Source organism: Psychrobacillus sp. 05T411 (assembly GCF_056396485.1).
Genome location: NZ_JBFTLO010000018.1, coordinates 13,638 through 29,178 on the forward strand (window position 1 = coordinate 13,638; position 15,541 = coordinate 29,178).

Genomic DNA, 15,541 nt, shown 5'->3' on the forward strand with positions numbered 1-15,541 from the left:
ATGAATCTTTATTCCTTTGCAAAAACAGTTGTTTATGGCATTCTGAAGCCAATTTACAGATTTGAAGTGATTGGAGCTGACAAATTTCCAAAAGAGGGAGGCATTTTATTATGTAGTAATCATATCGATAATTTAGATCCTCCCGTTGTTGGTATAAATGCTCCAAGACCAGTAAATTTCATGGCAAAAGAAGAATTATTCCACTTACCACTTTTAAAAAGTATATTACCTGGAGTGCGAGCGTTTCCTGTAAAAAGAGGAATGAGCGACCGAGATGCGCTTCGCCGTGCTATTAAACTATTAAAAGACGGAGAAGTAGTTGGTCTTTTCCCAGAAGGTACCAGAAGCAAAGATGGACAACTTGGTAAAGGATTCAGTGGAGCGGGCTTTTTTGCTTTAAGAGGAGAGGCAAATGTCGTTCCTTGTGCCATTGTCGGTCCCTATAAACCTTTTAAACGTTTAAAAGTAGTGTACGGTAATGCGATTGATATGCAGCCATATCGCGAGAGAAAAGCATCTGCAGAAGAAGTAACAGAAGTAATAATGGCTCATATTGCGGAATTATTGGAACAATACAAAACGAAATAATTAGATTTTTTCCATTTCAAAAGTGCTTCTTTTTGTATTTCTGTGCTAGTTGGCATAAAATAGATTAGAGACGTTGTGAAGGAGGAATATCATATGTCAGAAGAAATGAACTTAAATGACTCACATGAATTTAAAGAGGGAGATCTAGTAAAAGCAACGGTTGCGCAAGTTGATGAAAAATCGGCAATCGTATCAATCGAAGGTGCACCTTTTGATGGCATCGTTCCTATAAGTGAACTATCTAGCTTGCATATTGAAAAAGCATCCGACGCCGTTTCCATCGGTGATGAATTGGAACTTATGATTACAAAAGTGGAAGAAGCTAATTTTGTTCTTTCCAAACGAAAAGTAGATGCCCAGAAAGCATGGGATCAACTTGAAAAGCAATTCCAATCAGGTGAAATTATTGAAACAGAAGTAAAAGAAGTAGTAAAAGGTGGATTAGTGGTCGATTTAGGTGTCCGTGGATTTATCCCTGCATCTTTAATTGAAGACCATTTCGTTGAATCATTCGATGATTATAAAGGCAAAATGTTAACCTTTAAAATTGTAGAATTAGAAAAAGATAAAAATCGATTAATCCTCTCTCATAAAGCAGTAGTGGAAGATGAAAAATCGGTTAATAAACAAAAAATATTAGATGTGATCCAACCAGGAGACGTATTAGATGGTACAGTTCAACGCTTAGCGTCCTTTGGGGCATTCGTAGATATCGGCGGAGTAGACGGGCTTGTGCATATTTCACAAGTGTCATACGAGCATTTAGAGAATATTGCGGACGTTCTAAAAGAAGGGCAACAAGTGAAAGTAAAAGTATTATCAATCGACCGCGACGCGGAAAGAATTTCTTTATCTATTAAAGATACTCTCCCTGGACCGTGGGATGAAATTGAAGAAAAGGCTGCAAAAGGTTCTATTTTAACAGGTAAAGTAAAACGACTTGTTTCCTATGGTGCCTTTGTAGAAGTACTTCCAGGTGTAGAAGGGCTTGTTCATATTTCACAAATCGCTCACAAACATATTAGTACACCACAAGAAGTGTTAAAAGAAGGCGAAGAAGTACAAGTTAAAGTACTAGAAGTAAATAGTAAGGAAAAAAGATTGTCCTTAAGTATTAAAGACTTAGTTGAAAACGAAGAAGCATTCGATTTAACGGATTATCAGTTACCGGAAGAGTCAAGAGGTTTCTCTATTAGCGACGTACTAGGAGACAAGCTTAAGGATTTTACCAAATAAAATTAGTCTATAAGTATCACAAAGCAGGTGACTTCGACAAAGAAGTCGCCTGCTTTTGTCTTTTTGTTGTATAATACAAAATAGACGAAGTTGGAAGGATGAATAAGTAATGACAAAACCAGTAGTAGCAATCGTTGGTAGGCCAAATGTCGGCAAATCGACTATATTTAATCGAATCGTAGGAGAACGTGTTTCTATCGTGGAGGACATTCCAGGGATTACACGTGATCGTATATATAGTTCTGCCGATTGGTTAACACATGAATTTAATATTATCGATACAGGTGGTATCGAACTAAGTGACGAACCCTTTTTAGAGCAAATTAAACAACAAGCGGAAATCGCAATGGACGAAGCGGATGTAATCATCTTCTTAACTAATGGACGAGAAGGCGTTACATCGGCAGACGAATATGTGGCTAAGATTTTGTATAAAACGAAAAAACCAATCGTTTTAGCTGTAAACAAAATTGATAATCCCGATATGCGTGAAATGATTTATGATTTCTATACATTAGGAATGGGCGAACCATTTCCTATTTCAGGATCTCACGGATTAGGATTAGGGGATTTACTAGACGAAGTTGCGAAAAACTTCCCTAATGTAGAAGATCAGGAATATGGAGAAGATGTCATTAAATTCTCATTAATCGGTAGACCAAATGTTGGGAAATCATCTTTGATCAATTCATTTTTAGGACAAGAACGCGTAATTGTCAGTGATATTGCTGGAACAACGCGAGATGCCATTGATACAGAGTATTCGTTTGATGGGCAAGAGTACGTCATGATTGATACGGCTGGGATGCGAAAAAAAGGAAAAGTATACGAAACAACGGAGAAATACAGTGTGCTTCGTGCTTTAAAGGCGATCGAACGTTCAGACGTTGTGTTAGTCGTACTAAACGCAGAAGAAGGTATCCAAGAGCAAGATAAGAAGATTGCTGGATATGCCCATGAAGGCGGCAAAGCAGTTATCATTGTCATGAACAAATGGGATGCAATAGAAAAAGACGATAAAACGATGAATGAAATGACAAAATCTATTCGCGAGCATTTTCAATTTTTGGACTATGCACCGATTGTGTTTGTTTCAGCAAAAACCAAGCAACGTGTGAATAGCCTATTTCCAATAATAAATACCGTAAGTGAAAACCATTCACTTCGCGTACAATCATCTGTCTTGAATGAAGTAATTGAGGATTCTGTAGCGCGTAATCCAGCTCCAACAGATAAAGGGAAAAGATTACGTATTTACTATGCAACACAAGTGGCGATTAAACCACCGACATTTGTTGTGTTTGTAAACGAACCAGACATGATGCATTTCTCTTACGAGCGCTTTTTAGAAAACCGTATTCGTGAATCCTTTGATTTTGAAGGGACTCCAATACGTATCATAACTCGCGCAAGAACTTGAGTGTAAAAGGGGCGTAATTAAATGGAGAAAGTAACAGTACTTGGTGCCGGTAGCTGGGGGACAGCTCTAGCAATGGTGCTCGCAAATAACGATAATGATTGTCTGTTGTGGTCTCACCGCGAAGATCAAGCAAAAGAAATAAACGACCTTCATACAAATATCAAGTATTTACCAAATACTACTTTGCCTAGCAATTTAAAAGCGACTAGTCATTTTGAGCAAGCGATTCAACATGCATCTACTATCGTGATTGCCGTGCCAACAAAGGCGATTCGTGAAGTTTGTCATGATATGAAGTCGTTTTTAACGGAGAAAAAATTAGTGGTGCATGTTTCAAAAGGGATTGAACCCGATTCGTTAAAGCGCATTTCAGAAATGTTAGAAGATGAGCTTCCTGCTGAATTTGTAGATGCAATTGTTGTATTATCCGGTCCAAGTCATGCAGAGGAAGTCGTGTTGCAACATCCTACTACGGTTACAGTAGCCAGTGTAAAAATGGAAGCAGCAGAAAAAATACAAGATCTGTTTATGAATAATTACTTCCGCGTTTACACAAATGACGATGTAGTAGGAGTAGAAATAGGCGCGGCTTTAAAAAATGTTATCGCTTTAGCCGCTGGTATAGTAGATGGTTTAGGTTATGGAGACAATGCAAAGGCAGCTTTAATTACAAGAGGTCTAGCTGAAATCACTAGACTTGGCATCAGCTTAGGAGCAGATGCCTCTACATTTTCAGGGTTAACTGGCATGGGCGATTTGATCGTAACATGTACAAGTGTTCACTCTAGAAACTGGCGTGCTGGTCATATGCTTGGAAAAGGTGCAAGCCTGCAAACGGTATTAGATGAGATGGGAATGGTAGTAGAAGGCGTACGAACGACGAAAGCCGCTTATCAGCTTGCGAAAAAGCAAGAAGTAGATATGCCAATCACCGAAGCATTGCATTCTGTATTATTTGAAGGGACTCACCCGAAAGAAGCGGTCGATATTTTGATGCATCGTACGAAAAAACATGAGTTGGATGATTATAAATCATTCTAAAATTGTCACAAAGAAAAGAGTTGTTTGAAAACAACTCTTTTTTGAAGTGATATAATCTAAAGTTATAGAAAGGTGGGGAAATTTGTGTTACCTGTCTTGTTAGTGTCATCGATGGATAAAATGTGGATATCATTTGGATCTATGGGTAGTATGTTTTTAGCAATGCTTCTTATGTTTTTTGTGAAAACAAAATTTAATAACGCTTTCTTGAAATTTATCTTTGGTTTAGCCGCATACATAATGTTATTTATAGGCTTCATTACGATGATTTATATTATTTTTAACCCTACAAAAGCTTAATAAGGAGATTCGCATGAAAAAATTAAGTTTACTAGCAATTTTTACTATTGGCCTTCTCATATTAGCAGGATGTAATTACAAAAGCGGATATGAGCCAGAGAACTTATTGCCATACGAAGATCAATTAAATGCTGTCCAAAATGCAGTAAATGGATTTAAAGAAGATTCGGGTGGCTTATTACCAATTAAAACACGTGATATGGAAACAGATCAGTATATAAAATACCCAATCGACTTTAAAAAAATTGTGCCTGCTTATATGGGAAAAGTCCCGGCAAACTCTTATGAAGCAGGCGGAATTTACCAATACGTCATTATGGACGTAGAGGAAAATCCTACTGTTAAATTGGTAGATTTGCGCCTTGCAGAAGCAATCCGGGATATTAACTACCGAAAAGGGATTAATGGCTACGGCCCTGTTGCGGAAATCGTAGCAGAAGGTGTATATAAGCTAGATTACAAGAAGATGGGGTATAAAAGTGAATTATCCGTTCAAAGTCCTTATTCCGACACGCAGTTGCCTTTAGTAGCGACCGGAGACGGGAAAGTGTATGTGGATTATTCCATCGAATTGAATCGTCTTCTTCAAGAAAATGAAGTAGAAGTAAAACCAGGAGACGATATCCGCTTTTTACTAACGGATAATTTTGCCATTGTCCCGGCATACTCGCTTCCCTATACGGTTGATGAAAATAACGAACCAATATTTATGTTAACACCTGCGAAGTAGAGATGATAAGCTAGATTTGTATGTTTCAGTCCGCTTTGAACGAAATATTATCTAAAAAAATGATTAGGGAGGTGATTCTGTCACTTTCCTAATCATTTTTTTGTACAAACCGTCGTAAATCGAATACTTATCAGTTCCGCTTCGCCGAAAAACAAAATTTTATCCAGTTCTCCTATGGTGCACATCCAGTAAATGGCTTAGAGCAACAAATCAATCAATGAAAGCAACTAATTCTAATCTGAAAGCAACCAAATCGGCACGAAAGCAACCAAGTTACAAGTGAAAGCAACTAATTCTTATAACAGCTCTTTACTTGGAGTGAGACGACGATGCCGGAGAGTTATTTTGGGATAATACCTTGTAAAGCCTGTGGAACTTCCCGGCTTGACTCTAGCTAGGCTGGCTTGTCGTGTTCAGCGGTTTTATTGTCTCGTTCAACCATTTATTGTTAATTCGGGATGCGGATAAGTTAATATTTCCATTGATCTTCGCAGTAGACACTTCATTACTTAGAAAAACGTTTTATGCTTTATGCATGAAACGTTTTTTTGGTACATATATTAGATTGCGAAGAAAGGAGACTATCCATGTCAAATCAACTTTATGAACAAATAGCAGAGCGAACTAATGGAGATGTGTATATTGGTGTTGTAGGTCCAGTTAGGGTAGGGAAATCTACTTTTGTCAAACGAGTAATGGAGCTCGTTGTCATTCCGAATATTCAAGATGAAGCGGAAAGAGTACGAGCGCAAGATGAGCTTCCACAAAGTTCTCCAGGTAATGTTATTATGACCGCAGAACCTAAATTTGTCCCAGCACATGGAACGAATATCCACCTAGGAGAAGATCAATTACGACTACAAATTCGGTTAGTCGATTGTGTTGGCTACATGATTGATGGGATTAATACTGGTTCCGGAGAAGATGGCCAGAAACTGGTACACACCCCATGGCATAGTGAAGCAATTCCATTCGAAGAGGCAGCACGCATCGGTACCGACAAAGTAATCCGTGATCATTCCACAATTGGTATCGTAGTAACGACAGATGGATCAGTAAATAATATTCCGAGAAAAGCAGCGGAAGAAGCGGAAGAACAAATTATTTCGCAATTAAAAGAAATTGGTAAACCATTTGTCATTGTGTTAAATAGCAAAAATCCTGGTCATATTGACACGATTCAATTGAGTGAAGAATTACAGAAAAAACATGAAGTGCCTGTAATCGCAGTAGCTGTTGATCGTATGACTGCGGAGGAAATTCAGTACATACTCCAACAGGCCCTTTATGAATTTCCTATTACGGATATTGAAGTTGTAAAGCCTGATTGGACGGATGTACTAGAACCGGATCATTTTGTGAATAATGCCATCACTTCTTCGTTACACGAGTGGTTACAAATTGTATCCAAAATGAAAGATGTAAAAGAACTTGCTGCTCGTTTTAAACAAGTGCCATTTATTCAATCGGCTGAAGTAGTAGAGGCAAATCCGGGGCGAGGATCTGCTTGTATTCAAATTGGCCTAAAGCCCGAAGTGTTCCAGGAAGTATGTGATGAGTGGTTAGAAGAACCAATTCAATCGAAAAAAGATTGGCTTTTGTTCGTCAAAGATGCATCTACAGCGAAGAAAGCCTACAATAAATTTTCAGAAGCACTTGAAGCGGCGAAAAACCACGGGTACGGCGTGTCGCTACCAACTATACAAGATTTTCAACCTTCAGCACCAGAAATCATTAAACAAAATAATTTTTACGGGGTCAGCCTAAAAGCAAAAGCCGCTTCCCTTCACATTATTCGTGTCGATATGGAAGCAGAATTTGCTCCACTCATCGGCTCTGAATTCCATAGTCAGCAATTATTAAAAGACTTAAAACATGGGTATTTGCATGACCGGGATGCATTGTGGCAAACACAGGTTTTTGGAACTTCTTTAGTCGAAGTGATGAAAGAAAGTTTGCGTTACAAAACGGAAAGCGTTTCGGCCGTTGCGAAGAATAGAATGCGTCAAACAATCGAACGAATGGTAAACGAAGGCGATCGAGGAATGGTAACATTCATACTGTAAATTTGATACAGGGCTTTTCGCGACTATGCGAAAAGTCCTGTATTTTTATGAAATTCCCGTTTTTTTAAGGAATCTTCCCTAAACACGTGTAAATAGTGTTGCGAAGCCATTTCTGATGTGATACTCTTTTTACAGGCTTAAAGCTATCTTCCTTTGAGAGGAGGTGAATGGTATGAATAAAACAGAATTAGTAAATGCTGTTGCAGAAGCTGCAGAACTTTCTAAAAAAGACGCATCTAAAGCTGTTGAAGCTGTATTTGAATCAATTCAAGCTGCTCTTGCAGATGGAGGTAAAGTTCAATTAATCGGCTTTGGTAACTTTGAGGTTCGTGAACGTGCAGCACGTAAAGGACGTAACCCTCAAACAGGTGAAGAAATCGACATCGCTGCTAGCAAGGTGCCTGCTTTCAAACCAGGTAAAGCACTTAAAGACGCAGTTAAATAACTGATGTTGTAGTACATAGAACGGTTATTGTGAAGCTTGCTTCATAGTAGCCGTTCTTTTCAATTACATAGTGCGACTAGAGGAATTGGGCGATACATAGTTAAAAATATTTATTAAATACCATTCCTATGCTAAGATGCTAATGGTATATAAGTTAGGTCTAGGGGGTTAACAGATGACGAATGTCGATCTGAAAAAAATAGAAGAAGCAGTAAAAATGATTTTGGAAGCAGTTGGAGAAGATCCAGAAAGAGAAGGATTACTCGAAACACCAAAACGAGTTTCTAAAATGTATGCAGAAATGTTTGAAGGCTTACATCAAGATCCAAAAGAATATTTTAAAACCGTATTTAACGAGGATCACGAGGAGCTTGTATTAGTAAAAGATATTCCTTTCTTCTCCATGTGTGAACACCACCTTGTTCCTTTTTACGGTAAGGCACATGTTGCCTACATTCCAAGAGATGGAGTCGTAACCGGATTAAGTAAATTAGCGAGAGCTGTCGAAACAACGGCAAGACGACCACAACTGCAAGAAAGAATCACATCTAGTATTGCAGAAGATATAATGGAAATGTTGAATCCACACGGAGTTTACGTTGTTATTGAGGCGGAGCATATGTGTATGACCATGCGTGGTATTAAAAAACCAGGTGCCAAAACGATAACAGCTGTAGCTAGAGGGATATTAGAAACAGACGAAGTAAAACGCTCCGAAATATTATCTTTTATCCAGATGAAGTAACAGCTTTGGAGAAAGTTTTAGAATATGGTATGATGAAAAAAGACTGTTTTGTAAAGGAGAATAAATAATGTCTAGTTCAGATTTTATCGTGATAAAAGCAGAAGAAGATGGGGTACATGTCATCGGGCTTACCCGTGGGACGGATACAAAATTCCATCATTCTGAAAAACTAGATACAGGTGAAGTAATGATTGCACAGTTTACAGAGCACACTTCTGCCATGAAAATTAGAGGAAAAGCATCTATTCACACGGCAAACGGCGTTATTCAAAGTGAATCTAAAAAATAAAAGACCTACTCTAAAAAAAGTAAGCGTGGTTGGGAAATGGAGTAAAGTGTAATGAATGAAGCAATGATCACACAACTGGTAAAACAATATAAAAGCGATATTCTCATGCAAATTCGGCAAAGCACTTTGTTAAACTATACAGGTACTCCTATCATTGACGAAGAACGTTTGTTTTTTACACTTTTACCACTACTCAATGGGGAAGATTGGAACGAATCAGAAAGAATTTCTGTACTAGCAGTTTCTCTAATTTTCTCAGCACTTGCTGCTCATGATTTAGTGAAAGAACAAAATGCCACGTCGAGAGAACAGCAATTACAAGTGCTGGCAGGAGACTATTACAGCGGAAAATACTATCAGCTGTTAGCAAAAGATAAAAAGATAGATTTAATACAAAAATTGTCCGAATGTGTCACTTCTATTACGGAGCATAAAACAAGGTTTTACGACAAACACAACTATACGTTTGAACAACTGATAGATTCTATTCAACTTATTGAAAGTAAAACAATTGAACAATTTATGGAATATTACCTTTATCATGAATATGTATTTTTCATGAAAGAAGCATTATTATTACTATCACTGAAAAAAGAGATTGCTGCTTATGAACGAATGGAAGTTACATTTTATATAGATAAATCATCCGTTTTGAAATCGAACATAAACTTACTTCATGCGGAGATAAAAAATATAGAAAACAGTTTAGTACAAGACGTCCGTTCCTCGGATTTATTAAAAGAACATGTCAAACATGCAATTGTAGAACGGGTAACTAAATGTTCGCTGGAAACGCAGTTGAGAGAAGGTTAAACGGTGGGAAAATCAAAAGAGCAACATGTACATGAAGTATTTGAAAAAATTTCAGATAATTATGATTCGATGAACTCTGTCATCAGTTTTCAACAACATAAAATATGGCGCAATGACACGATGAAAGCAATGCAAGTGAAAACGGGGAGTTCCGCATTAGACGTATGCTGTGGTACTGCTGACTGGACCATTGCTTTAGCCAATGCAACTGGGCCAACAGGAACAGTAAAAGGGCTAGATTTTAGCCAAAATATGTTGAATGTTGGGAAAGAAAAAGTGAAAAACATTTCTCAAATTGAATTAATACAAGGTAATGCAATGGAGTTGCCATTTGAAGACAACACATTCGATTATGTCACGATTGGTTTTGGTCTACGAAATGTTCCGGACTACAAGCAAGTACTTAGCGAAATGAATCGCGTTGCAAAACCTGGTGGTAAAATTGTCTGTTTAGAAACATCACAACCAGATTCTAAACTATTCAATGCGGGATTCCGACTATATTTTCGTTTTATTATGCCGATGTTCGGTAAACTATTTGCGAAAAGCTATAAAGAGTATTCATGGTTACAAGAATCAGCGAAAGACTTTCCAAATAGAGCAGAACTTGCCAAGTTATTTGAACAAGTCGGCATGCAGCATGTAACAAGTAAGCCATATAGCGGTGGTGCAGCAGCAAGACATATTGGTTTCAAAAAAGATATTTAAGTGGGGGAAGGTTTGGATCTATGGATAAGATGAAGTTGAAATTACTTTATTCCGATTTAAAATCGGATTTAGAAGTCATAGAAAAAGAGCTTGCAGTAGCTGTGAATTCTTCCTCTCCCTTATTGAATGAAGCCTCTCTTCATTTACTTCTTGCTGGAGGCAAACGGATTCGACCTGTTTTTGTTCTACTAGCTGCGAAGTTCGGAAACTATTCGATTGAATCCATCAAACATGTTGCTGTCTCGATAGAACTGATACATATGGCCTCCCTTGTGCATGACGATGTAATAGACGATGCGGAAACAAGAAGGGGTAGGGAGACGGTCAAGGCACAATGGAATAATCGAGTCGCAATGTATACAGGCGATTTTCTTTTTGCGAAAGCGATGGAATACATAACAGAAGTACAAAATACATACGCACATGAAGTGTTATCTCACACCATGATTGAGCTTTGCATCGGTGAAATTATTCAAGTCGAAGATAAGCGCTTGTTAGACCAAACAGTGCGAGATTATTTAAGAAGAATAAAGAGAAAAACTGCCATCTTAATCTCTGCTAGTTGTGAATTAGGAGCTATTGCATCAGGAACGGATGCTAAAACAGTAAGGCATTTAAAACTCTTTGGCTATTATGTGGGGATGTCCTTTCAAATTATCGATGATATATTAGACATAGTTTCGACAGATGAACAACTGGGTAAACCGGCCGGAAGCGATCTTCTACAAGGGAATATTACCTTACCAGTGCTTTATGCAAAAGAGGAACCGACTGTGGCTCCATTGCTTCATGCGATGTTGGAAGGAACGATTTCCGCTACCGATCAAGATAAACTATTGAAGGCAATCCGACAATCGGATGGCATGACGAAGGCCAAACAACTAAGTAATTTATATTTGCAAAAGGCATTAAACGAAGTGAAACAATTACCTGCGAATTCTGCTAAAAAATCTTTGCAAAATATCGCCTTATTTATGAGTAAACGTAAGTTTTAATTGATAATTATAGTGCTTAGTGATACTATTTTTAACGGTGGAGAATTTATGCCCATTATATTTATTCGAGGAGTGTTAATCATGGAAAAAACATTTTTAATGGTAAAACCTGATGGCGTACAACGTAACTTAATCGGTGAAATTGTAAGTCGTTTTGAGAAAAAAGGTTATCAATTAGTTGGAGCAAAATTAATGCAAATTCCAACTGAATTAGCAGAACAACATTACGGCGAACATAAAGAACGCCCATTCTTTGGTGAATTAGTAGAATTCATCACTTCTGGACCAGTTTTCGCAATGGTTTGGGAAGGAGAAAATGTTATTTCAACAGCTCGTCTTATGATGGGTGCTACAAACCCTAAAGAATCAGCTCCAGGAACAATCCGCGGAGACTTCGCAGTAACTGTTGGTAAAAACATTATCCACGGTTCTGACGCACCAGAAAGCGCTGAACGCGAAATCGGTCTATTCTTCAAACAAGAAGAACTAGTAGCTTACGCTAAAGACGCTAACAACTGGATCAATTAATTTTTACTAATAAAAAGGCAGACAAGTGTTCACATTTGTCTGTCTTTTTCTATATTCGAAATGCCTCTGTTGCGATATACTAGATATAGGTCTTTAGAAAGGAACGATGTCAGTTGCCAGACTATATTAAATTTGTAGATTCCATCAAACGAAAAACAGGAATTGATCTTGCTGCATATAAGGAAGCACAAATGAAAAGACGCCTTACTTCTTTATATGAAAAGAAAGGCTTTAAAAACTTTGTCGATTTTTTTCAAGCATTAGATAAAGATAGAGATTTATTAAATGAGTTTTTAGATAGAATGACCATTAATGTGTCCGAATTTTATCGAAATGCCAAACGTTGGGATGTTTTAGAGCAAAAGATATTTCCAAAACTTCTTGCTCAAAATAAACGATTGAAAATATGGAGCGCTGCTTGTTCAACTGGAGAAGAGCCTTATACAACTGCCATGGTGCTATCTAATCACTTATCACTTTCGCAAATCTCTATTCTTGCGACAGATTTAGATGAAAATGCAATACAGCGTGCGAAGGTGGGAATTTATCCGGAGCGTTCGCTTGCGGAAGTTCCAGCTAATATGAAGTMGAAGTATTTCGAGAAACAAGCTGCCTTTTATAAAGTCGATGATTCGATAAAAAAGACGGTCACATTTAAAAAACATAATTTATTAAAGGATACATATGATAAGAATTTTGATTTGATTATTTGTCGAAACGTCATGATTTACTTTACGGAAGATGCCAAAGATCAAATATATCAAAGCTTTAGCGACTCGCTTAAACCAGGTGGCATTTTATTTGTTGGTAGTACAGAACAGATTTTTAATCCAGGGAAATATGGTTTTGAAACGGAAGACACATTTTTTTATCGGAAGAAATAGACTGTCTAACAAAATAGACAGTTTTCTTCTATACTTTGAAATAGATTTTATGTTATAGTTGAATATAAATACTTTAGCGAGTTGAAGGGGGAAAGTGTTGTGCGTTATTTAACAGCAGGTGAGTCACATGGACCACAACTTACAGCAATTATTGAAGGGTTACCAGCCCAATTGGAAATTACGAGTGAACAGATAAATAAAGAATTAAAACGTCGCCAAGGCGGCCATGGTCGTGGAAGAAGAATGCAGATTGAAAAAGATACGGTAGCCATTACTGCAGGAGTGCGCCACGGCAAATCGCTAGGTTCACCAGTTTGTCTTGTCGTAAACAATGATGATTGGAAACATTGGACGAATATTATGGGTATTGAACCACTTGGAGAAGAAATTGATCCAGAAGATATTAAACGACAAATTACAAGACCACGTCCAGGACATGCGGATTTAGTTGGTGGGATGAAATATGGTCATCGTGATTTGCGCAACGTATTAGAGCGTTCCTCTGCGCGTGAAACGACGGTACGCGTTGCAGTAGGTGCAGTGGCAAAACAGTTATTAAGCGAGTTAGGTATTTCGATTGTTGCCCATGTAACGAAAATTGGCGGAATTGAAGCGAATCTAGATTTAGCTACTGGCAAAACGATAGAAGAGATTCGTGACATTGTCGAAGCAGACTCAGTCTATTGTTTGGATTCTGAAGCTTCTGAAAAAATGGTCGAAGCAATTGACAACGCAAAAAAAGCAGGAGATACAATCGGTGGTGTCGTGGAAGTCATTATTTCTGGTATGCCTGCAGGTGTAGGTAGCTATGTACATTACGATCGTAAGCTCGATGCGAAACTTGCAATGGCCATGATGAGCATTAATGCATTCAAAGGTGTAGAAATTGGATTAGGGTTTGAAATGGCGAATTTATTTGGAAGTCAAGTCCATGACCAAATTTCTTGGAATGAGGAACAAGGGTATACACGTGATACGAATCGCCTGGGCGGTTTAGAGGGCGGAATGTCGACAGGAATGCCGATTGTAGTACGTGGCGTGATGAAACCAATTCCAACGCTTTATAAGCCATTACAAAGCGTCGATATCGATACAAAGGAACCGTTTAAAGCAAGTATTGAACGATCCGATAGCTGTGCAGTACCAGCGGCTTCTGTAGTTGCCGAAGCAGTCATTGCATGGGAAATTGCCCAAGCCGTATTAGATACATTTAATGGCGATAAAATGGATTCTCTAAAAGCAGAAATAGAAAGACATCGAGCTTATACAAAGGGGTTTTAAATCGTGAATATCCCAGTAAATACAACCGATGCTTCGTATGAAGTGCATCTAGGTGAAAATATATTACATGATTTTTGTGTACAGTATAAAGGGCAACTAGTAAAAGCCGATCAGTTAGTAATAATTACGGACGAGCATGTTTGGAGTTTGCATGAACAATATGTTCGCGAGCATTTTGCATTGCCATTTAAAGTTTATATCGTGCCAAATGGAGAAGCGTGTAAAACGTTTGAGTCGTATTTTGATGTCCAAACTTTTTTACTAAAAGAAAATTGTTCGAGAAATTCGGTGTTATTTGCATTGGGTGGAGGAGCAGTAGGAGATTTGACCGGATTTGTTGCGGCAACATTTATGCGAGGAATCCCATTTTACCAAATACCTACCACCATTCTAGCGCATGATAGTGCAGTTGGAGGGAAGACTGCCATCAATCATCCGAATGGAAAGAATATGATTGGTGCTTTCTATCAGCCACAAGCTGTTATTTATGATTTTCATTTCTTAGCTACTTTACCGCAAAACGAAGTACGTTCGGGTCTAGCAGAAGTGATCAAACATGCGCTCATTAGTGACGCGGAGTGGGTAAATGAGTTTTTTGCACTACAAGAGATCGAATCAGTCGACAAAGCAACTTTATTACAATGGATCGAAAAAGGAATTCGCGTAAAAGCACATATTGTAGAACTGGATGAAAAAGAGCAATCATATCGTAAATATTTAAATTTTGGCCATACTTATGGACATGCAATCGAGGCGACTGTTGGCTATGGGAAAATAACGCATGGCGAAGCAGTAATGATTGGTATGATACCTGCTTTAATGCTAAGTGAAATGCACGGAAATGTCGCAACAGGTTATGCCAAGATAGTATATGAACTTGCCAATAGACTAGGATACAATTTCAAGCATGTCCTTAATTGTACATTTGAGCAATTAGCAGGATTTATGTTAAAAGACAAGAAAACAACAAATGGCGAGCTTCATTTTGCCTTACTTCAGGAAATTGGGGAACCATTAGTTCAAGTTATTTCGATGAATGAAGTGCAAAGTTGTGACGAGCAATTGAGAAAGTGGATCAAGGAGGGAATGTAGATGATCAGGGGAGTTAGAGGAGCAACAACTGTAACAGCCGATTCAAATGAGGAAGTATTGCTAGAAACTGCGCGTCTTGTACAGGAAATGGCGAAAGCAAATGATATCTTACCAGAAGATATTGCATCGGTCATCATTTCAACGACGACAGATATTACATCCGCATTCCCTGCAAGAGCAGTGAGAAGTCTAGAAGGATGGACATACGTACCCGTAATGTGTACACATGAAATGGATGTACCGAACGCACTAGCAAAATGTGTAAGGCTTTTAATGCATATCAATACAGAAAAAAAACAACAAGATATCCAACATATCTATTTAAACAATGCAGTTATATTAAGACCTGACTTAGTCAAATAATGAAAAGAAACGAGGAG

At 38.0% G+C, this 15,541-nt stretch carries 18 protein-coding genes; all 18 read left to right on the top strand.

Going from position 1 to position 15,541, the window contains the following annotated elements; all coding sequences use genetic code 11:
- The 18 genes from AC1DFT_RS14330 (at position 1) to aroH (ending at position 15,524) form a co-directional block, all read left to right on the top strand.
- Positions 1-588, top strand: coding sequence for a lysophospholipid acyltransferase family protein (locus tag AC1DFT_RS14330; RefSeq protein ID WP_478159414.1), 588 nt, complete (start codon positions 1-3; stop codon positions 586-588).
- 93 nt (positions 589-681) lie between these two features.
- Positions 682-1,824, top strand: a complete 1,143-nt coding sequence (rpsA, locus tag AC1DFT_RS14335; RefSeq protein ID WP_478159415.1) for a 30S ribosomal protein S1 — start codon at positions 682-684, stop codon at positions 1,822-1,824.
- Between the two features lie 109 nt (positions 1,825-1,933).
- Entirely contained in the window at positions 1,934-3,244 is a 1,311-nt protein-coding gene (gene der / locus AC1DFT_RS14340; RefSeq protein ID WP_478159416.1) for a ribosome biogenesis GTPase Der, read from the top strand.
- 21 nt (positions 3,245-3,265) lie between these two features.
- On the top strand, positions 3,266-4,285 hold the full coding sequence (locus AC1DFT_RS14345) for an NAD(P)H-dependent glycerol-3-phosphate dehydrogenase (protein WP_478159417.1): 1,020 nt from the start codon (positions 3,266-3,268) through the stop codon (positions 4,283-4,285).
- 84 nt (positions 4,286-4,369) lie between these two features.
- Complete coding sequence (locus AC1DFT_RS14350; RefSeq protein ID WP_478159418.1) at positions 4,370-4,585, top strand: DUF2768 domain-containing protein; 216 nt, start codon at positions 4,370-4,372, stop codon at positions 4,583-4,585.
- 13 nt (positions 4,586-4,598) lie between these two features.
- Positions 4,599-5,315 (top strand): hypothetical protein, encoded by a 717-nt coding sequence (locus AC1DFT_RS14355; protein WP_478159419.1) that lies wholly within the window; start codon positions 4,599-4,601, stop codon positions 5,313-5,315.
- 587 nt (positions 5,316-5,902) lie between these two features.
- Positions 5,903-7,381, top strand: coding sequence for a stage IV sporulation protein A (gene spoIVA, locus AC1DFT_RS14360; RefSeq protein ID WP_478159420.1), 1,479 nt, complete (start codon positions 5,903-5,905; stop codon positions 7,379-7,381).
- Positions 7,382-7,553: 172 nt separating this feature from the next.
- Positions 7,554-7,826 carry an HU family DNA-binding protein gene (locus tag AC1DFT_RS14365; RefSeq protein WP_093273151.1) on the top strand — a complete coding sequence of 91 codons (273 nt, stop codon included), beginning with the start codon at positions 7,554-7,556 and terminating at the stop codon, positions 7,824-7,826.
- 175 nt (positions 7,827-8,001) lie between these two features.
- Positions 8,002-8,571: a GTP cyclohydrolase I FolE gene (gene folE, locus AC1DFT_RS14370; protein ID WP_478159421.1), complete on the top strand. Its 570-nt coding sequence runs from the start codon at positions 8,002-8,004 to the stop codon at positions 8,569-8,571.
- A 67-nt stretch (positions 8,572-8,638) separates the two neighbouring features.
- Entirely contained in the window at positions 8,639-8,860 is a 222-nt protein-coding gene (mtrB, locus tag AC1DFT_RS14375) for a trp RNA-binding attenuation protein MtrB (RefSeq protein WP_282245146.1), read from the top strand.
- A gap of 51 nt (positions 8,861-8,911) precedes the next feature.
- Positions 8,912-9,673: a heptaprenyl diphosphate synthase component 1 gene (locus tag AC1DFT_RS14380; RefSeq protein WP_478159422.1), complete on the top strand. Its 762-nt coding sequence runs from the start codon at positions 8,912-8,914 to the stop codon at positions 9,671-9,673.
- A 3-nt stretch (positions 9,674-9,676) separates the two neighbouring features.
- Complete coding sequence (locus AC1DFT_RS14385) at positions 9,677-10,381, top strand: demethylmenaquinone methyltransferase (RefSeq protein ID WP_478159423.1); 705 nt, start codon at positions 9,677-9,679, stop codon at positions 10,379-10,381.
- 20 nt (positions 10,382-10,401) lie between these two features.
- Positions 10,402-11,376 (top strand): heptaprenyl diphosphate synthase component II, encoded by a 975-nt coding sequence (gene hepT / locus AC1DFT_RS14390; protein WP_478159424.1) that lies wholly within the window; start codon positions 10,402-10,404, stop codon positions 11,374-11,376.
- 81 nt (positions 11,377-11,457) lie between these two features.
- The gene (ndk, locus tag AC1DFT_RS14395; protein WP_478159425.1) at positions 11,458-11,904 is read left to right on the top strand and encodes a nucleoside-diphosphate kinase; all 447 of its coding nucleotides are present in this window, start codon (positions 11,458-11,460) and stop codon (positions 11,902-11,904) included.
- A 113-nt stretch (positions 11,905-12,017) separates the two neighbouring features.
- Positions 12,018-12,788, top strand: coding sequence for a CheR family methyltransferase (locus tag AC1DFT_RS14400; RefSeq protein WP_478159426.1), 771 nt, complete (start codon positions 12,018-12,020; stop codon positions 12,786-12,788).
- Positions 12,789-12,887: 99 nt separating this feature from the next.
- Complete coding sequence (gene aroC / locus AC1DFT_RS14405) at positions 12,888-14,069, top strand: chorismate synthase (RefSeq protein WP_478159427.1); 1,182 nt, start codon at positions 12,888-12,890, stop codon at positions 14,067-14,069.
- Between the two features lie 3 nt (positions 14,070-14,072).
- The gene (gene aroB, locus AC1DFT_RS14410; protein WP_478159428.1) at positions 14,073-15,161 is read left to right on the top strand and encodes a 3-dehydroquinate synthase; all 1,089 of its coding nucleotides are present in this window, start codon (positions 14,073-14,075) and stop codon (positions 15,159-15,161) included.
- Entirely contained in the window at positions 15,162-15,524 is a 363-nt protein-coding gene (gene aroH, locus AC1DFT_RS14415; protein WP_478159429.1) for a chorismate mutase, read from the top strand.
- Positions 15,525-15,541: the final 17 nt, after the last annotated feature.